The organism is Methylobacterium sp. FW306-05-D, assembly GCF_058782155.1.
In genome coordinates this window covers 12,999-29,529 of the sequence record NZ_JBYSXL010000043.1, presented here as the reverse complement: position 1 = coordinate 29,529, position 16,531 = coordinate 12,999, and the positions used below count along the sequence as shown (strand labels likewise).

The window sequence follows — 16,531 nt, the reverse complement described above, 5'->3', positions numbered from 1 at the left end:
CGACGCGATGCAGGAACGCCTATCGGATGCTTCGCAGCAGATCGACCCAGCGCTGATACCCGGCGCCGTTGAGATGAATGCCGTCGAATGTATAGGCCTTGTCCAGATTTCCGCGTTGATCTATCAGAACTCGATAAACATCAACAAACTGTAATTGATTCTGCTTGCTGTAATCGACCAGCAAGGAATTCAGTTTTCTGACATCATCGTTGCTGCGATACTGAAACTTGACCTGATTGTTGACGGGCAGGACAGATTGGATGACGATCTTGCTGGAAGGGCTGCCTGCCAGAATCCGCTTCACGATCAGCGCGATATTGGCAAAGGCCTCGTCCGGCTTTCGCGACGCCAGATCGTTGATCCCGACCATGAGCATCACCATCCGCGGCTGGATCTTCTTGAGGCCATCCAGCCGGCTCAGGATTTGGTCGGTCGTTTCGCCGTCGACACCCCGATTCTTGATGTGGGGATCGTGCAGCAACTCGCTCCACTCCGCTTGATGCGTGATGGAATCGCCGATGAAGACGATGGCCTCCGGATCGTGGACGTCGACGGCTTCCAGCATCTCCCGCCGTCCCTGGCTCCATCCCGACACGTCGCTGCCGTACCTGATCTTGAAGAGTAGATACGATGGTCCGCCAAGCTTGTTGACGACGAATAGGGTGGCGGCGATCAGAAGAGCCAGGGACATAGCCTGAACGACGACGAGCAGCAGGACGACCCTGGGCTTGTTTCTCACGAAACTAATAAACGACATCTAACAGATCCTGAAACCCAAGTATGAAATACAGCGCGCTTAAGGATGCCGTCGCATCGAAGACCCGGCAACGGGTTCTGGAGCTGCTGACTCGCTGGAATTCGTCAGGGACGCTTTGGGATGCAGCTCGGCGCTGATCTGCGCTGACCGAGGAGACAGATAACGCTTGAAAAACAGGAATCGCTTCTCGATCAGGTGCCACGATAGAAATGAGAACAATGCCGTGAAAAATACTGTCAGACCCAGGAGGAGGAACAGGTTGCCGCGCACAGCCGGTATCGCCGCGACAAGCGACTGCGTGATGGGGTAACCGTAGAGATACACGCCATACGAGTAGTCTCCTGTCTTCAGAAATCCAATTTGGGGCAGAGCGGAAAGTCCGATAAACAAAGTGATATAGGTCAATATGGCGGGATATACATAGACTGTATGATTTGACATCATCAATACATAAGCCACAACCAAGGCGATGACGAAATAGCTCGCACGGTACGGAATCTTGTCTCTCCACAAATAGAACAAGACCCCCATAAAGAAATAATATACAGATACGTTGCCGTCTAAACCTAAGTGATTCTCTCCATAACCATATAAGAAGTTCCCAATCAACAGCGGAATCGTGCATATCAAGAAGATTATGCTAAAGATTTTTCTATTGAATACTAACCCTGACAGCATGAGACATGCCGTGATCGCATAGGCGTAAAATTCGGCAGGAAGCGTCCATAGATTTCCATTCACCGTCGGAGCGACATTGTGCTCTCGAAAAACACCCGGCAGTGTGTAGTGAACGTTTCCCAATATATTGAGAAAATATGCGAAGAATTCAGTGGACGTATAATAATCGCTCGCAGTCAGAGTCGTGAAGATACCGCCTAGGATGATCGCCGAGAGGGTGACCTCGACGAACAGTGCGGGCAGAATTCGGATCACGCGAAGTCCGAGAAACGGCACGATCTTTCTCGTTCGGAAGGCACTTCCCGACACGAGAAATCCGCTCAAAGCGAAGAACATCGGAACACGGCAAAGCGTATAAGGACGCGCCGGACCCGAAACCCCTTTGACCTCCGCTGCAATACCGGCATTCACAATGCTGTCGGGAGGAAGAGCAGGCGCGGCTGCACCGGCCTGCGGGAACAGGAAGTTCATGATGTCGAGGATCAGATGAGACAGGAAACCTTTGTTCCCCGACAGCGCCGAGCAGTGACTTGCGACGATGCTGAGAGCCAGACCCAATCGAAGCAGATCAAACCCTGGCCCGAGTCCGCGATGGGCTTCGAGGATTTCGGAGAAGGTTTTTTGCGGCCCACGAAAAATGCTTACCATTTTGTCAAGTCTCATCCAGTGATCGGCAAAATTATGCAAAGCGTTTTCGAAGGAAGTTGTCTTCGTCGCACGAACCCTCAAATCACATAGCACATGTGGAGTGGTCGAAATCAAGCACCCGAGATCAGTCTAGGCAGCGCGTCGATTGAACTTCGACGGACGGGGTTGCCGCGATACCGACGATCGCCGAAAGCTTTGCAGACGAATTCCCGCTGCGAACCGCGCGCACGGCTTTCGGACGCCCGGATCCTGGAAATATCTGCATGCGCAGGCTGGACGGATCACACCGGCTCCTTGGGAGCACAGATTCGCGATCGGAATGCAATCCGCCGGATCTGAAATGGGAAATCACGACCAGCGGGCGCGAAAAACGCGCTAGAGCCTGGGCCTTCCCGACTCCGCGAAGAGGTCCGCCATGCCCGAAGCGAAGCCCGAAGCCTTCGATCCCCAGCCCGCCGCGGATAGGCTGCTGGCCGCCTCCCGCGAGGGGCGGCAGCTCGCGGAACTGCCCGAGGCCGTGCGTCCGCGGACGATGGCCGAAGGCTACGACGTCCAGGATCGGCTGGTGGCGGCGCTGGGCGCCGAAACCGCCGGCTGGAAGCTCGCCATCGGCAGCCACAGGGGCAAGCGCGGCTCGGGGGTCGGCCGGTCCATCGCCGGGCGGGTGCTGCGGAACCGGCTCCACGGCGACGGGGCCGAACTCCGGATGCCGCATGCCGGGGCGGTGACGATCGAGTTCGAGATCGCCTACATGATCGCCCGCGACCTCGCCCCCGACGCCCCCGCGCTCCCGGCCGCCGAGGTCGTCGGCGAGACCCGGGCGGCGTTCGAGCTCGTGCTGTCCCGCTTCGTAGACCGGCGTGCCGTCGGCTGGCCGAGCTTCGCGGCCGACAATTCCGCCTTCCAGGCTCTGGTTCTCGGCCCCGTCTTCGTGACGGGAGACCTCGCCGAGGTGGGGCGCAGCCTCGTGGTCGAGGTCGACGGCGTGGAGCGGGTCCGGGCCGTGACGGGGGAGGACGAGACCGATCCGCTGGCCGCCCTCACCGACCTGATGGCCGTGGCGCGCGAGCGCGGCATGACGATCCCCGCCGGCAGCATCGTCTCCACCGGTACCCTCTCGGTGCCCTTCGACCTGACGGGACCGGGCCGGGTCACGGCCCGGTTCCTGGGCCAGGGCCTGGGCTTCACGCTCCTGCCGGTTTGAGCGGGCCACCCGAGGGGCGCTCCGCTTCCGCCGCGGGCCGTGCCTCGCAGTCCGCCCGGATCTCGGCGCTCGATGCCCCGAGGGCGGGCGGCATGCGGCGCACGGGCAGGCGCGCTCCGTCGAGGCGGTAGGGCGGGGCGAGAACGTGGGCGGCGGGAGAGGCGTCGCCGCCCTGGGGCAGCACGAGGTTGCCGGCGCGGGCCCGGTCGGAGGTCAGGGCCTCGTGCAGGCCCAGCACCTCTCCGCAGGGGATGCCGGCCGCATCGAGCCGGGCGATGAGGTCGGCCCGGGTCCAGCGGGCGAGTTCGGCCTCGATCGCCGGCAGGAACTGCGCACGGTTGCGCGAGCGCTCCAGGTTCGTGGCGAAGCGCGGGTCGCTGGCGAGGTCCGGGCGCGCCAGCACCTCGTTGCAGAGGCGGCGGTACTGGCCGTTGTTGCCCACCGCCAGCACGATGGGCCCGTCCCCGGTCTCGAACACGCCGTAGGGGGCGATCGACGGATGGGCGTTGCCGGCGCGGACGGGGTCGTGGCCGCGCACCATCGCCTCCAGGCCGCAATAGGCGGTCAGTGCCAGGCCGCAATCGAAGAGGGCGAGCTCGATGTGGCGGCCGCGCCCGGTGCGCTCGCGCTCGAACAGGGCGGCGAGCACCCCTTGCGCCGCGTATTGCCCGGTGAAGAGGTCGACCGCCGCGAGGCCGAACTTGAGGGGCGGCCGCCCGGCCTCGCCGTTGAGCGCCATCAGGCCGGCCTCGCCCTGGACCACGATGTCGTAGCCGGGTCGGGTCGCCTCCGGCCCGTCCGAGGCGTAGCCGGAGATCGAACAGTAGATCAGGCGCGGATTCTCGGCACTCAGGGCGGCGTAGCCGAGGCCGAGGCGATCCGCGCCCCCGGTCTTGAAGTTCTGCACCACCACGTCGCAGGTGCGGGCGAGGTCGCGGGCCACCGCGAGCCCGTCCGGGGTGGCGAGGTCGAGGGTGATCGAGCGCTTGTTGCGGTTGGCGGCGTCGAAGTAGGAGGTGTTGGTCGCCCCCGTGCGCAGGCCCCAGTCGCGGGTGTCGTCGCCGCGCTCGGGGTGCTCGACCTTGATCACCTCGGCACCGAGGTCGCCGAGGCACATCGCGCTCCAGGGTCCGGCGAGCACGCGCGAGAGGTCGAGCACGCGGATGCCGTCCAGCGGCAGGGGCCGCAGGAGGGGCTCGGGGCCGTCGTCGCGCGCGGTCGTCTCGCCCATGGTCGGTTCTCCGTCTCGCAGATGCGGCCTCTGGTCCGGCATCCGGGGCGCCGCTTCGATCCGTACCTGTCTATCAGGATTCCGGTCCGCTCGATCCGGCGACAGGGGCGGGGCCGCACAGGTGGCCTCCGCGGCGCGGCCTGATAGGATCGGCGGAACGCGAAGAAACCTCGAGGAACCGCCCATGAACGCCCCGACGCGCCCGCCCGGCTCCGCCGCGCCCGAAGCCCCCGCCTCGGCGAGCTTCGCCTGGGACGACCCCTTCCTCCTCGACGACCAGCTCAGCGAGGACGAGCGCGCCATCCACGAGGCCGCCCGGGCCTTCGCCCAGGAGGAACTCCTGCCCGGCATCGTCGAGGCCTACGCGCACGAGACCAGCAATCCAGAGCTGTTCCGGAAGATGGGCGAGCGCGGGCTCCTCGGCGTCACCCTGCCCGAGGCCTACGGCGGCACCGATGCGAGCTACGTCGCCTACGGCCTCGTGGCCCGCGCCGTCGAGGCGGTGGATTCCGGCTACCGCTCGATGATGAGCGTGCAATCCTCCCTGGTGATGTACCCGATCCACGCCTACGGCTCGGAGGCGCAGCGCCGCAAGTTCCTGCCCAAGCTCGCCTCGGGCGCCTCGATCGGCTGCTTCGGCCTGACCGAACCCGATGCCGGTTCGGACCCGGCCGGGATGAAGACGAAGGCGGTCAGGACCGACGGGGGCTACCGCCTGTCGGGGGCCAAGATGTGGATCTCGAATGCGCCCTTCGCGGACGTCTTCGTGGTCTGGGCCAAGTCCGAGGCGCACGAGGGTGCGATCCGGGGCTTCATCCTGGAGAAGGGCATGAAGGGCCTCTCGGCCCCGACCCTGAAGGGCAAGCTTTCCCTGCGCGCCTCCACCACGGGGGAGATCGTGATGGAGGATGTCGAGGTCGGCGAGGACGCGCTCCTGCCCAACGTCTCGGGCCTGAAGGGGCCGTTCGGCTGCCTCAACCGGGCGCGTTACGGCATCGCCTGGGGCGCCATGGGCGCGGCCGAGGATTGCTGGCACCGGGCCCGGTCCTACACCCTGGAGCGCAAGCAGTTCGGCCGGCCGCTGGCCCAGACCCAGCTCGTGCAGAAGAAGCTCGCCGACATGCAGACCGAGATCGCCCTCGGGCTCCAGGCCGCCCTGCGGGTCGGGCGCCTGTTCGACGAAGGCCGGATGGCCCCCGAGATGATCTCGCTGATCAAGCGCAACAATTGCGGCAAGGCCCTCGACATCGCCCGGGTCGCCCGGGACATGCACGGCGGCAACGGCATCATGGGCGAGTACCACGTGATGCGCCATGCCCAGAACCTCGAGACGGTGAACACCTACGAGGGCACGCACGACGTCCATGCGCTGATCCTCGGCCGGGCGCAGACGGGCCTGCAGGCGTTCTTCTGACGGAGAGGGAGGGCCGTCGCCGGTCCACACCGGCACCGCGCCGCGTCCCTGGTCTTCTCCGGAGAGGACTGGCATCGTTTCCCGGGGGGGAGGACACCGCGCCGTGAGTCAGAGGGACGTGATGCCGTCGCCGCCCCGGCGCCTCGGCCGCCCGCCGCGCGGGACCGAGGGCGACGTGCTTCTGCGCGTCCTCGCGGCCGCCAAGGTCGTGTTCCTCACGGAGGGCTTCGAGGCGGCGAGCATCGATGCCATCGCGGCCTCCGCCGGCCTCTCGAAAAAGACGATCTACACGCGCTTCGCCTCCAAGGTGGATCTCTTCGAGGCGGTGTGCGTGCGCTTCATCGAGGAGAACGTGCCCTCCATCGAGAAGGTGGCGGCCGAGGCCGGGTCCGTGGAGGAACGGCTCCACCGCATCGCCCTGGCGATCCTCGAGACCGTGGTGACGCCGGACTGCATCGCGTTCCGGCGGGTCATGGTGGCCGAGGCCGGCCGCTTCCCGGAATTTGCCCGGGCCCTCCACGATTTCGGACTGGCGCGGGTGGTGCCCCTGGTGGAGCGCTGCCTGGAGGACGGCGTCCGCTCGGGCGCGCTCGCGGTGGACGATGTCCGGCACGCCGCCGATGCGTTCCTGGGCCTGACCATCCGGGGCTTCGTGGACCGGACGGAGCTGGGGCTGGAGCGGCCGGGCATGACCCATGTCAAGCGCGAGACGCTGAAGCGGTCGCTCGATTTCTTCCTGCGGGCCTGCCGGCCCTGATCCCGCGTCAGGCGGCCCGCGCATGCGGAGCCCGGAGACCCGCCGCCAGGGGCAGCGCCAGGACGCAGAGCGCCGCCATGCTCCAGAACGCATCCGCTCCGAGCCGTCCGTAGAGCCACCCGGACAGCCCGGTCAGGACGGTGTTGGCGAGCCCGAGGCCCAGGGTCGCGTAGAGGGTCTGGGCGGTGGCCGCGCTGCGGGCGGGCACGAGGTCGGCGAGGAGGCGCATGTTGGCCAGATGCAGCAGCGCGAAGGTGAACCCGTGCAGGGCTTGGCCGATCGCCAGCATCGGCAAAGCCACCGTCGTCGCCATGATCGCCCAGCGCAGGATTCCGGCCCCGGCCGCCAGCATCGCCGCCCCGGCGGTGCCGAGGCGGTCCAGCAGCCGGGCCCCGCCCAGGACGAACACCACGACCTCCGAGAGCACGGCCAGCGACCAGAGCAGGCTGACGGTTCCGGGGCCGAGGCCGGCCGCGCGCCAGCGGATCACCGCGAAGGCCTCGTGCAGGGCGTGGCTGCCGATCACGAGGGCCGCCACCAGGAGCACCCGCCGGAAGAGCGGGATCGCGAGCAACTCGCGCAGGGCGTGGCGGGCGGGTTGCGGCGGGCCCGGCCCATCCCGTCCCGCCGCCCGGGGGGGGGCGGGAACCCGGCGGGCGGCGAGGGCGGTGAGGAGGAAGAGTAGGCCGCTCGATACCAGGATGCTGGACAGGCCAAACCAGGCGACGGCCTGTCCGGACACCAGGGTCGCCAGGATGAAGGCGGCGGACCCGGCGCCCCGGACCCAGCCATAGGCGAAGGTCCGCTCCCGCCCCACCGCCGCGAGAGTGAGGGCATCGGCCAGGGGCGCGAGGCTCGCGAGGGCGACGGCCTGGGCGAGGCCGAGGACGAGGAGCGCGGGGAAGCCGTGCCCGAGGAAGGTGGCGAAGGCCAGGAGCCCGGCGGCGGCGGCACCGGCGGCCACCACGGCCCGGGTGGCGTCGAGGCGGTCCGCGATCCGCCCCGCCGCCGGCCCGGCCGCGAGGCGCATCAGCGTGCCGGCGGCGAGCACGATCCCGATCTCGGAGGCGTCGAGCCCGCGCGCCTCGAGAAAGCTCGGCAGGAAGGGTGAGACCATCCCGTAGGCGGCATAGAGGCCGCCCTGCAGGCCGACGAAGGCCGGGAAGGAGCCGAGGCCGGATCGGGCAGGGGAACCGCGCATCCGTCCAGCCTCTCCTCCGTGCCGGGACGTCGGACCGACGTCCGATCCCTCAGGGGACCACGATCCCTCAGGGGGCCTTGGCGGGCGGAAAGGCGGTGCCGGGGCAGTTGGCGGCCAGTCCCGTCTCGCCGACGCGGTCGGGCGCGCAGGCGGGAATGGCCGGGCGTCCGCCGTTCTCGATGCGCGCCTCCTGCAGAAGATCGTACTTCCACAGGCCGAGGCCGATCACCACCAGGATGGCGAGGAGGGCGGCGCCCGCCAGCGGCAGCCAGCGCGGCATCAGCGGGCGCTCACGCCGGCTTCCGGCACCGGCTGGGTGTGGGCGGTGTCGCCGTGCTTGACAAAGGAGAACAGGATCAGCCCCGCCAGGAGGGCGACGGCGGCGATGAAGACGGGGAAGAGGCGACGCATCGGACGAGAACCACGCTGGGAGGACGAACCGCTGGGATCGTGCCGGCGGGTGCGGGTAACGCGCGGGCGGGGCCCGGGGTCTCAGGACGGGGCATCACAAATTCAGCGGCGGCCCGCGAAACGTCCGTCAGGACGGCGCCGTGACCCGCTGGCCGGCCGCGCCGTATCCGAGCCGTGCCCCCTCGCGGTTGACGATCCCGAAGCGCAGGGTCGCCTCCTCGAGGTAGTCGATCGCCGCGATGAGGGCGTGCCGGGCCGGCGCCACGGCCTCCGGCTCCTGCTCGGGTGGCGTCTCGGCGAAGTTGACGGCGGCGATGAGCACGCGGTCGCGCTCGTCCTCGATCCGGCGGTCGCGCTCGACGCGGCCCCGGATCTCGGCGTCGAAGGCCGCCACCACGGCGAAGGGGAAGTCGTCGCGCCGGGATCCCCGCGGATAGGCCAGGGTCAGGCGACGGGCGAGATCGGCCGCGCGCCGAACCTGATCTGCGAGCTTGGCCTCTGCGGGCTTGGCCTCTGCGGGCTTGGCGTCCATGGCAGTCTCCGGCGCCGACGTGGCCGTCGGCGCGGGGGCAACGCATCGCATCCGGTCACCGGTTCCGGCCCTGCACCAAAGGCGCTCCGCCGCGTTATCGCCCCATGACCGATTCAACCGCGACCGCCTCGCCCGCCCGCCTCGGCTTCTGCTGCAAGTTCATCCTCGAACCGCCGTCCGAGCCCTTCAAGACCCTGAAGGCCGCCCGCGAGGCGACCCTGCAGATGAACCTCACCCACGCCACCATGGCGCACCTGAAGACCCTGTCGCCCGCCGCCCGCCGGGACAAGCTGGAAGGCCTCGTGCGCCACAACCTCGGCGCCCTGGAGCGCCAGGTGGCCTGGGTCGCCGCCCGCCCGGCGATCGAGCGCCTGCTGCGGATCGCCAGCAACGTCCTGCCCGGCTACACCCATGCGGTGGCCCAGGACATCTATGCCGAGCCCGAGATGCGCCGGCTCGTGGAGGACGGCCTCGCCCGGATCGGTGAGATCGCCCGGACGGGGGCGGTGCGCCTCAGCTTCCATCCCGGCCCGTTCTGCGTCATCGCCTCGCAGAACCCGGCGGCCCAGCGCAACGGCCTCGAGGAGCTGGAGCACCACGCCGAACTCATGGCGATGCTCGGCTACGGAAGCGGCTGGCACCCGCACGGGGCCCACATCAACATCCATGTCGGCGCCCGCGACCCCGGAATCGAAGGGTTTCGCGCCAATCTGCCCAAGCTCTCGCAGACGGCCCGCGACCTCCTCACGGTGGAGAACGACGAGAACTTCTTCGGCCTCGACACGGTGCTGGGCCTCGCCGACGTCGTGCCGGTGGTGCTCGACCTGCACCATCACTGGGTCGAGAGCCGTGGGGAGTACATCGAGCGCGACGATCCCCGCGTCGTCCGGGTGCGCGAGTCCTGGCGCGGCGTGCGCCCGGTGGCCCATATCAGCGTCTCGCGCGAGGGCCTGCTGGAAGGCCACGACCCCGGTGCCCTGCCGGACTTCGCGGCGCTCACCGAGGCCGGCCACACCTGGCGGGATCTCGCGGCCCATTCCGACATGATGTGGAACCGGGCCGTGAACGCCCTGGTGGGCCGCCACATGGCCTGGGCGGATTTCGAGATCGAGGCGAAATCCAAGAACATCGCCTCGGCCGGCATCGCTGCCGAGATCGCGGCCGCGCTGCCCACGGCGCAGATCGAGGTGGCGGCCTGACGGCGACCCGGTCCGATCCTCAGGCCGCCGATCCTCAGGCCGCGCCCCCGCTCAATGCCCGTGATCGTGTCCGTCGGGCTCCGGCAGGGTCAGCCCGAAATGGCTGACGAGGTCCTGCACCTGGCCCGGGCTGAGGTGGCGCGGGTTGAGGTTGCGAAGAAGCAGGTAGAGCTTGGCCGTCTCCTCCAGCTCCTCGGTGGCGAAGACCGCGTTCTCCAGGGTGGAGCCGGCCACCACCGGGCCGTGGTTGGCCAGCAGCACCGAGGCGTAGCGGCCGGCAAGGCCCCGGATCGCATCCGCCACGGCCGGGTCGCCGGGCCGGTAATAGGGCACCAGGGCCGTGGCCCCGGCGCGCATGAGGTAATAGGGCGTGAGCGGCGGCAGCACCGCCCTCGGGTCGATCCCGGGCAGCATCGACACCGCCACCGCGTGGGTCGAGTGCAGGTGGACGATGGCGCGGGCTTCCTGCCGGCTGTCGTAGAGGGCCGCGTGCAGCGGGATCTCCTTGGTGGGCGCATGGCCCGAGACCAGGGCGCCGGTGGCGTCGAGGCGCGAGATCGTGCCCGGGTCGAGGAAGCCGAGGGAGGCGTTGGTCGGCGTCACCAGCCAGCCGCCGTCGTCGAGGCGCAGCGAGATGTTGCCCGACGAGCCCGGCGTCAGGCCGCGCTCGAACAGCGAGCGGCCGAACCGGCAGATCTGTTCGCGAAGCTTCGATTCGCACGTCGTCTCGCTCATGGCGGTCCTTCAGGTCACCGGAGAAGGGGACGATCTCAGGCGGTGGCGCCCGCGATCAGTTCGTAGCCGAGATCGACGGTCTCGGCCGGGCCGTCGGCGGCGAGGCGCTCGGCGGCGACCGCGCCGATCTCCAGGCGCGGGGTGCGGATGGTGGTCAGCGGCTGGGGCATCGCGGCAGCGATGTCGAGGGCGTTGAAGCCGAACAGGGCGAGGCGCCCCGGCACCGCGATCCCCTCGGCGAGGCAGTGGAAGTAGCCGCCCAGCGCCATGTCGTCGTTGGAGAAGTAGACCGCGTCGAGGTCGGGTCTGCGGGCGAGGAGCCGCCCCAGGGCCTCGCGCCCGGCCGCCGCCGAGGAGGGGCCCGGCGCGATCTCGGTCTCCGCCAGCGGGTGCCCGGCAAGGGCCAGCGTCTCGCCAAAACCGGCCAGGCGCTTGGCGGCGCGCAGGTCCCGGGTGATGTCGTGGCCGACATAGCCGATGCGCCGGTAGCCCCGGGCCAGCAGGTGCCGCGCGCTGTCGCAGCCCACCGCCCGGTTGGAGAACCCGACCACGATGTCGAGGCCGACTCCGTCGGTGTCGATCATCTCGACGATGCGGATGCCGCTCGCCCGCAGGCGCGCGACGGCGCCCGCCGTGTGCTCGAGGCCGGTGACGATGAGACCGGCGGGACGCCAGGAGAGCAGGGCCCCGATCAGGGCCTCCTCGCGCTCGGGATCGTAGTCCGAGACCCCGATCACGCTCTGGAAGCCGCCGCGGTCGAGGGCCGCGTTGGCGCCCCGCAGGAGGTCGGGGAACACGATGTTGGTCAGCGACGGGATGATGATGCCCACGAGCTTGGCTCCCGCCGTGGTGCCCGAGCCCGCCAGCATGCCGGCGAGCCGGTTCGGCACGTAGCCGAGGCGGGCCACCGCCTCCGCCACCCGGTCCTGCGTGCGCTTGGAGAACGAGCCCTGATTGCGCAGGACCCGCGAGACCGTGCTCTCACCGACGCCGGCCTCGCGGGCGACGTCGGACAGGGTCACGAGCCGGCGCTCGGATTCCTGCGGGGACCTCTGGACGTTCATCGTCGGCCTTCCTCTCCGGTCCCGGGCTGTCCAGCCCATAGCAAGCTTAGTTGCTCACAACAATCAGATTGGCAGCGCTGCCAAAATCTGTTACGCAAGATGCAAGCGCTGCCATGCAGAGTAGTGCCGCAAGAATGGGTGCAACGCCAGAACGGCGCCGCGCGACGCGCGCCGGCAGGAGGAAACATGAGCGTGCAAGCCGCCAGCGCGCGGGGCATCGATGCGCCCGCAGGGGATTTCGTCGAACAGACCTACCGCAAAGTCTTCTGGCGGCTCGTGCCGTTCCTGATGCTCTGCTACGTGGTCGCCTATCTCGACCGCGTGAACGTGGGCTTCGCCAAGCTGCAGATGTCCCAGGAACTGGGCTTCAGCGAGACCGTCTACGGGCTGGGCGCTGGCCTGTTCTTCATCGGCTACTTCCTGTTCGAGGTGCCCTCGAACGTGATCCTGCACCGGGTCGGCGCCCGGGTCTGGATCGCCCGCATCATGATCACCTGGGGCATCATCTCCGCCGGGTTCATGTTCGTGAACTCGGCGACCTCGTTCTACATCATGCGCTTCCTGCTGGGTCTGGCGGAAGCGGGCTTCTACCCGGGCGTGATCCTCTACACGACGACCTGGTTCCCGGCCCATCGCCGCGCCCGGGTGATCGCGGTGTTCATGTCGGCGATTCCCGTCTCCGGCATCTTCGGCAACCCGCTCTCGGGCTGGATCATGGACGCCTTCAACGGCGCCTACGGCCTGTCGGGCTGGCAGTGGATGTTCCTGATCGAGGCGGTGCCGGCGGTGATCGTGGGCCTCGCGGTGTTCTTCTACCTCGACAACCGTCCCGCCGAGGCCAAGTGGCTGAATTCGGCCGAGCAGCAGGTCATCGAGCGCGACATCGCCGCCGACGGCGCCGGCAAGGAGGCGAGCCCGCACTCCATCGCCACCGTCTTCCGCAACGGCCGGATCTGGTTCATGAGCCTGATCTACTTCGCCTTCGTCACGGGCCAGTACGGCCTGACCTTCTGGATGCCGACCATCGTCAAGGCCTCGGGCATCCAGGGCAACCTGAACATCGGCCTGGTCAGCGCGATCCCGTTCCTGTTCGCGGTCTTCGTGATGATCCTGCTCGGCCGCAGCGCCGACCGGATGCGCGAGCGCCGCTGGCACCTCATCGTCCCGGCTCTGTGCGGCGCGGTGGGCTTCGTGGTCGCCGCCAGCACGGGCAGCACCGTGGTCGCCATCGCGGCGCTCGCCGTCGCCGCCGGCGGCGTGCTCACCTGCGCGCCCCTGTTCTGGTCCCTGCCCACCGCTTTCTTGAGCGGCGCGGGGGCGGCCGCCGGCATCGCGCTGATCAATTCGGTGGGCAACCTCGCGGGCTTCGCCAGCCCCTACGTCATCGGCGCTCTGCGCGATTCCACCGGCAGCACCGCCGCCGGCATGTACGCGCTCGCCGTGATGCTGGTGATCGGCGCGGTCTGCGTGTTCGTCACCCCCAAGCACGTGGTCAACCGCTGAGGCGGCTTCGCTGAACCGGCTTGGCTGAGCCGGACGGGCCCGAAACCCGCACCGTCATTCCGGGGCTGCGCAACAGAGCCCGGGATGACGGGGTGAGTGGCAGGACCGTCAGTTCGATCCGCCCCTTTGATCCCAAAATTCCATCCGACAGGCCCATCCATGAGCATCACCACCCAGACCCAGCGCGCGGCCGTGATCGGCCTCGGCTCCATGGGCGCCGGCATGGCCGGCGCGCTCCTCCGGGCCGGCTTCCAGGTTTCGGCCTGCGACGTGAACCCGGAGGCCGTCGCGCGCTTCGCCGCGAACGGCGGACAGGCGGCGGCGAACCCGGCGGCGGCGGCGGAAGGCGCCGACGTGGTGGTCTGCGTCGTGGTCAACGCCGCCCAGACCGAGGCCGTGCTGTTCGGGCCCGACGGCGTCGCGAAGACCATGCGGGATGGCGCGGTGTTCGTCTCCTCCGCCACCATGGACCCGGCCGTCGCCCGGCGTCTCGCGGCGCGCCTGGAGGAGACCGGCCGCCACTACCTCGACGCACCGATGAGCGGGGGCGCCGTCCGCGCCGCCGAGGGCGAACTCACCTTCCTGGCCTCCGGTACGAAGGCCGCCTTCGACGCCGCCCGCCCGGCGCTCAACGCCATGGCGGGCAAGCTCTACGAGCTCGGCGACGCGGCCGGGCAGGGCGCGGCCTTCAAGATGATCAACCAGCTGCTCGCCGGGGTTCACATCGCCGCCGCCAGCGAGGCCATGAGCTTTGCCGCCAAGCAGGGCCTCGATTTGCCCAAGGTCTACGAGGTGATCACGGCGTCCGCCGGCAATTCCTGGATGTTCGAGAACCGCATGCCGCACGTGCTCAACGGCGATTACAGCCCGAAGAGCGCGGTCGACATCTTCGTCAAGGATCTGGGCATCGTGCAGGACATGGCGCGGGCGGAAAAATACCCCGTGCCGGTGGCCGCCGCCGCCCTGCAGATGTTCCTGATGGCCTCGGGCTCCGGCATGGGTCGGGACGACGACGCCTCGGTGGCCCGCCTCTACGCGCAGGTGGCCGGCGTCACCCTGCCGTCGCCCAAGGCCTGAAGGGAGCCCGAACCCATGCCGCGCTTTGCTGCCAACCTTACCCTGATGTTCACGGAACACGCCTTCCTCGACCGCTTCGCGGCGGCCGCGGAGGCCGGCTTCACCGCCGTCGAGTTCCTGTTCCCCTACGACCACCCGCCGGAGGCCATCGCCGAGCGCCTGGCGCGGTTCGGCCTGACCCAGGCCCTGTTCAACCTGCCGCCGGGCGACTGGGCGGCAGGCGAGCGCGGCGTCGCCGCTCTGCCGGATCGATTCGCGGAGTTGCAGGCGGGCGTCGAGACCGGGCTGACCTACGCGAAGGCCACGGGCGTCGCCCGGGTTCACCTCATGGCCGGCATGGCGGATGCCGCCGATCCCGACGCGCAGGCGGCCTATCGCCGGGCCGTGGCCTGGACCGCCGAGCGCGTGGGCCGCGAAGGGCTCGACCTCGTGCTGGAGCCGATCAACGGCCGCAACATGCCGGGCTACTTCCTCGCTGATTTCGGGGCCGCCGCCCGGCTGATCGAAGACCTCGCCCTGCCGAACCTCAAGCTCCAGTTCGACCTCTACCACTGCCAGATCCTCCACGGGGACGTGACCACGCGCCTGCGCGACCTGATGCCCATGATCGGGCACGTGCAGACCGCGAGCGTCCCGGCCCGGCACGAGCCCGGCACCGGCGAGATGAACGACGCCTTCCTGTTCGCCGAACTCGACCGGCTCGGCTACGCGGGCTTCGTCGGCTGCGAGTACAACCCGGCCGCCGGCACGGAGGCGGGCCTCGGCTGGTTCGTGCCCTATCGCGGGTCCCAGGTCCAAGAGGGCACCCGCCAGATCCAGGAGGGCACCCGATGAGCCTCGCCCTCGGATCGGTGGCCGACGACTATACCGGCGCCTCGGACCTCGCCAACACGCTCACCAAGGGGGGGCTGCGCACGGTCCAGACCATCGGCATCCCCGCCGACGACATCGATCTGGCCGGTGTCGACGCCGTCGTGGTGGCCCTCAAGAGCCGCTCCATCCCGGCCGCGGAGGCCGTGGCGCGCGCCCGTGCGGCGGAGGCCTGGCTGCGGGGGCGGGGCGCCGCCCACGTCCTGTTCAAGATCTGCTCGACCTTCGATTCCACCGACGCGGGCAATATCGGCCCCGTGATGGACGCCCTGCGGGCCGATGCCGGCGCGGCCATCGCCCTCGTCACGCCCGCCTTCCCGGAGACCGGGCGCACCGTCTACCAGGGCAACCTCTTCGTCGGCGCGCTGCCCCTGAACGAGAGCCCGCTCAAGGACCATCCCCTCAACCCGATGCGGGACGCCAACCTCGTCCGGGTGCTGGCCCGCCAGAGCGCGGCGCCCGTGGGCCTGGTGGATTTCGCCACCGTGGCGCAGGGGCCCGAGGCCGTGGCCGCGCGCCTCGAAGCGCTGGCCGCCGAGGGGATGGGCGCGGCCATCGCGGACGCGATCGTCGAGTCCGATCTTGAGACCCTCGGCGCGGCGGCGCTCGGCCACCGGGTCTCGGTGGGCGCCTCCGGCCTCGGCCTCGGCCTCGCCCGTGCCCTGGTCGCGGCCGGACGGGCCTCGGCCCCCGACAGCGCGGCGGATCTCGGCGCGCCGGTGGGCGGCCTTTCCGCCTGCCTCGCCGGCAGCTGCTCGCAGGCGACCCTCGGCCAGATCGCGGCGGCCGAGGCCGTGATGCCGGTGCGCCGCCTCGACCCCGAGCGGGTGCTCGCCGGGGATTCCGAGATCGCGGCCGCGCTCGCCTGGGCCGGCGAACATGTCGGCACCGGCCCCGTCCTCATCGCCAGCAGCGCCGCGCCCGAGACGGTGCGCGCCCTCCAGGCCCGCCACGGCGGCGACCGGGTCGGCCACGCCCTCGAGGACGCGCTGGCCCGCATCGCGGAAGGCCTGGTCGCACGCGGCGTGCGCCGCCTCGTGGTGGCGGGCGGCGAGACCTCCGGCGCGGTCGTCGACCGGCTCGGGCTGAAGGCCTTCCGCCTCGGCCCCGAGATCGCCGCCGGGGTGCCGGTGCTGCGCACCCTGGGGACAGGGGCGGCAGGCCTCGGCGATCCCATGCTGCTCGCCCTCAAATCCGGCAATTTTGGTGGCCGTGACTTCTTCCCCCGCGCCCTCGACCTGATGCGCTGA

The 16,531-nt window shown here is 69.2% G+C and carries 17 protein-coding genes; 8 read left to right on the top strand and 9 right to left on the bottom strand.

Translation table 11 applies throughout. The features are described from left to right. Positions 1–19: 19 nt before the first annotated feature. Together AC3WLN_RS15270 and AC3WLN_RS15265 are read right to left on the bottom strand one after the other, a co-directional pair. Complete coding sequence (locus AC3WLN_RS15270) at positions 20–739, bottom strand: GDSL-type esterase/lipase family protein (protein ID WP_492482572.1); 720 nt, start codon at positions 737–739, stop codon at positions 20–22. 57 nt (positions 740–796) lie between these two features. Then, on the bottom strand, positions 797–2,098 hold the full coding sequence (locus AC3WLN_RS15265; RefSeq protein ID WP_492482570.1) for an acyltransferase family protein: 1,302 nt from the start codon (positions 2,096–2,098) through the stop codon (positions 797–799). Between the two features lie 400 nt (positions 2,099–2,498). Here AC3WLN_RS15265 and AC3WLN_RS15260 point away from each other — a divergent pair, with 400 nt between their 5' ends. Next, positions 2,499–3,287 carry a fumarylacetoacetate hydrolase family protein gene (locus AC3WLN_RS15260; RefSeq protein WP_492482568.1) on the top strand — a complete coding sequence of 263 codons (789 nt, stop codon included), beginning with the start codon at positions 2,499–2,501 and terminating at the stop codon, positions 3,285–3,287. On the opposite strand, the gene AC3WLN_RS15255 is transcribed toward AC3WLN_RS15260, so the two are convergent. After that, positions 3,268–4,518, bottom strand: a complete 1,251-nt coding sequence (locus AC3WLN_RS15255; protein ID WP_492482566.1) for a CaiB/BaiF CoA transferase family protein — start codon at positions 4,516–4,518, stop codon at positions 3,268–3,270. The two genes, AC3WLN_RS15260 and AC3WLN_RS15255, sit on opposite strands and share 20 nt — an antisense overlap. A gap of 184 nt (positions 4,519–4,702) precedes the next feature. Here AC3WLN_RS15255 and AC3WLN_RS15250 point away from each other — a divergent pair, with 184 nt between their 5' ends. Together AC3WLN_RS15250 and AC3WLN_RS15245 are read left to right on the top strand one after the other, a co-directional pair. Further along, positions 4,703–5,932 (top strand): acyl-CoA dehydrogenase, encoded by a 1,230-nt coding sequence (locus tag AC3WLN_RS15250; protein ID WP_492482564.1) that lies wholly within the window; start codon positions 4,703–4,705, stop codon positions 5,930–5,932. Positions 5,933–6,035: 103 nt separating this feature from the next. Next, positions 6,036–6,689: a TetR/AcrR family transcriptional regulator C-terminal domain-containing protein gene (locus AC3WLN_RS15245; RefSeq protein WP_492482562.1), complete on the top strand. Its 654-nt coding sequence runs from the start codon at positions 6,036–6,038 to the stop codon at positions 6,687–6,689. A 7-nt stretch (positions 6,690–6,696) separates the two neighbouring features. Here the strand turns inward: AC3WLN_RS15245 and AC3WLN_RS15240 are convergent, their stop codons facing one another. The 4 genes from AC3WLN_RS15240 to AC3WLN_RS15225 form a co-directional block, all read right to left on the bottom strand. Beyond that, positions 6,697–7,890: an MFS transporter gene (locus tag AC3WLN_RS15240; RefSeq protein WP_492482560.1), complete on the bottom strand. Its 1,194-nt coding sequence runs from the start codon at positions 7,888–7,890 to the stop codon at positions 6,697–6,699. Positions 7,891–7,957: 67 nt separating this feature from the next. Beyond that, positions 7,958–8,170, bottom strand: coding sequence for a hypothetical protein (locus AC3WLN_RS15235; RefSeq protein ID WP_492482558.1), 213 nt, complete (start codon positions 8,168–8,170; stop codon positions 7,958–7,960). Continuing rightward, positions 8,170–8,301, bottom strand: coding sequence for a hypothetical protein (locus AC3WLN_RS15230; RefSeq protein WP_492482557.1), 132 nt, complete (start codon positions 8,299–8,301; stop codon positions 8,170–8,172). The genes AC3WLN_RS15235 and AC3WLN_RS15230 overlap by 1 nt, the downstream gene beginning before the upstream one ends. Before the next feature lie 127 nt (positions 8,302–8,428). Next, positions 8,429–8,833 (bottom strand): hypothetical protein, encoded by a 405-nt coding sequence (locus AC3WLN_RS15225; RefSeq protein WP_492482555.1) that lies wholly within the window; start codon positions 8,831–8,833, stop codon positions 8,429–8,431. Positions 8,834–8,937: 104 nt separating this feature from the next. Between AC3WLN_RS15225 and AC3WLN_RS15220 the strand changes: the two genes are divergently transcribed. After that, positions 8,938–10,032, top strand: coding sequence for an apurinic/apyrimidinic endonuclease family protein (locus tag AC3WLN_RS15220; RefSeq protein ID WP_492482553.1), 1,095 nt, complete (start codon positions 8,938–8,940; stop codon positions 10,030–10,032). A 51-nt stretch (positions 10,033–10,083) separates the two neighbouring features. Here AC3WLN_RS15220 and otnC read toward each other — a convergent pair whose 3' ends face one another. Together otnC and AC3WLN_RS15210 are read right to left on the bottom strand one after the other, a co-directional pair. Beyond that, positions 10,084–10,767, bottom strand: a complete 684-nt coding sequence (gene otnC / locus AC3WLN_RS15215) for a 3-oxo-tetronate 4-phosphate decarboxylase (protein ID WP_492482551.1) — start codon at positions 10,765–10,767, stop codon at positions 10,084–10,086. 35 nt (positions 10,768–10,802) lie between these two features. Then, on the bottom strand, positions 10,803–11,831 hold the full coding sequence (locus AC3WLN_RS15210; protein ID WP_492482549.1) for a LacI family DNA-binding transcriptional regulator: 1,029 nt from the start codon (positions 11,829–11,831) through the stop codon (positions 10,803–10,805). Positions 11,832–12,017: 186 nt separating this feature from the next. On the opposite strand from AC3WLN_RS15210, the gene AC3WLN_RS15205 reads away from it, so the two are divergent. The 4 genes from AC3WLN_RS15205 (at position 12,018) to otnK (ending at position 16,531) form a co-directional block, all read left to right on the top strand. Then, positions 12,018–13,334 carry an MFS transporter gene (locus AC3WLN_RS15205; RefSeq protein ID WP_492482547.1) on the top strand — a complete coding sequence of 439 codons (1,317 nt, stop codon included), beginning with the start codon at positions 12,018–12,020 and terminating at the stop codon, positions 13,332–13,334. 159 nt (positions 13,335–13,493) lie between these two features. After that, positions 13,494–14,411 carry an L-threonate dehydrogenase gene (gene ltnD, locus AC3WLN_RS15200; protein ID WP_492482545.1) on the top strand — a complete coding sequence of 306 codons (918 nt, stop codon included), beginning with the start codon at positions 13,494–13,496 and terminating at the stop codon, positions 14,409–14,411. Positions 14,412–14,426: 15 nt separating this feature from the next. After that, positions 14,427–15,245 carry a 2-oxo-tetronate isomerase gene (gene otnI, locus AC3WLN_RS15195; RefSeq protein ID WP_492482543.1) on the top strand — a complete coding sequence of 273 codons (819 nt, stop codon included), beginning with the start codon at positions 14,427–14,429 and terminating at the stop codon, positions 15,243–15,245. After that, positions 15,242–16,531 (top strand): 3-oxo-tetronate kinase, encoded by a 1,290-nt coding sequence (gene otnK / locus AC3WLN_RS15190; RefSeq protein WP_492482542.1) that lies wholly within the window; start codon positions 15,242–15,244, stop codon positions 16,529–16,531. The genes otnI and otnK overlap by 4 nt, the downstream gene beginning before the upstream one ends.

Coding starts and splice junctions, on each gene's coding strand:
- AC3WLN_RS15265 (WP_492482570.1), bottom strand. CDS start 2,098: ATGAGACTTGACAAAATGGTAAGCATTTTTCGTGGGCCGCAAAAAACC.
- AC3WLN_RS15260 (WP_492482568.1), top strand. CDS start 2,499: ATGCCCGAAGCGAAGCCCGAAGCCTTCGATCCCCAGCCCGCCGCGGAT.
- AC3WLN_RS15255 (WP_492482566.1), bottom strand. CDS start 4,518: ATGGGCGAGACGACCGCGCGCGACGACGGCCCCGAGCCCCTCCTGCGG.
- AC3WLN_RS15250 (WP_492482564.1), top strand. CDS start 4,703: ATGAACGCCCCGACGCGCCCGCCCGGCTCCGCCGCGCCCGAAGCCCCC.
- AC3WLN_RS15240 (WP_492482560.1), bottom strand. CDS start 7,890: ATGCGCGGTTCCCCTGCCCGATCCGGCCTCGGCTCCTTCCCGGCCTTC.
- AC3WLN_RS15235 (WP_492482558.1), bottom strand. CDS start 8,170: ATGCCGCGCTGGCTGCCGCTGGCGGGCGCCGCCCTCCTCGCCATCCTG.
- AC3WLN_RS15230 (WP_492482557.1), bottom strand. CDS start 8,301: ATGCGTCGCCTCTTCCCCGTCTTCATCGCCGCCGTCGCCCTCCTGGCG.
- AC3WLN_RS15225 (WP_492482555.1), bottom strand. CDS start 8,833: ATGGACGCCAAGCCCGCAGAGGCCAAGCCCGCAGAGGCCAAGCTCGCA.
- AC3WLN_RS15220 (WP_492482553.1), top strand. CDS start 8,938: ATGACCGATTCAACCGCGACCGCCTCGCCCGCCCGCCTCGGCTTCTGC.
- otnC (WP_492482551.1), bottom strand. CDS start 10,767: ATGAGCGAGACGACGTGCGAATCGAAGCTTCGCGAACAGATCTGCCGG.
- AC3WLN_RS15210 (WP_492482549.1), bottom strand. CDS start 11,831: ATGAACGTCCAGAGGTCCCCGCAGGAATCCGAGCGCCGGCTCGTGACC.
- AC3WLN_RS15205 (WP_492482547.1), top strand. CDS start 12,018: ATGAGCGTGCAAGCCGCCAGCGCGCGGGGCATCGATGCGCCCGCAGGG.
- ltnD (WP_492482545.1), top strand. CDS start 13,494: ATGAGCATCACCACCCAGACCCAGCGCGCGGCCGTGATCGGCCTCGGC.
- otnI (WP_492482543.1), top strand. CDS start 14,427: ATGCCGCGCTTTGCTGCCAACCTTACCCTGATGTTCACGGAACACGCC.
- otnK (WP_492482542.1), top strand. CDS start 15,242: ATGAGCCTCGCCCTCGGATCGGTGGCCGACGACTATACCGGCGCCTCG.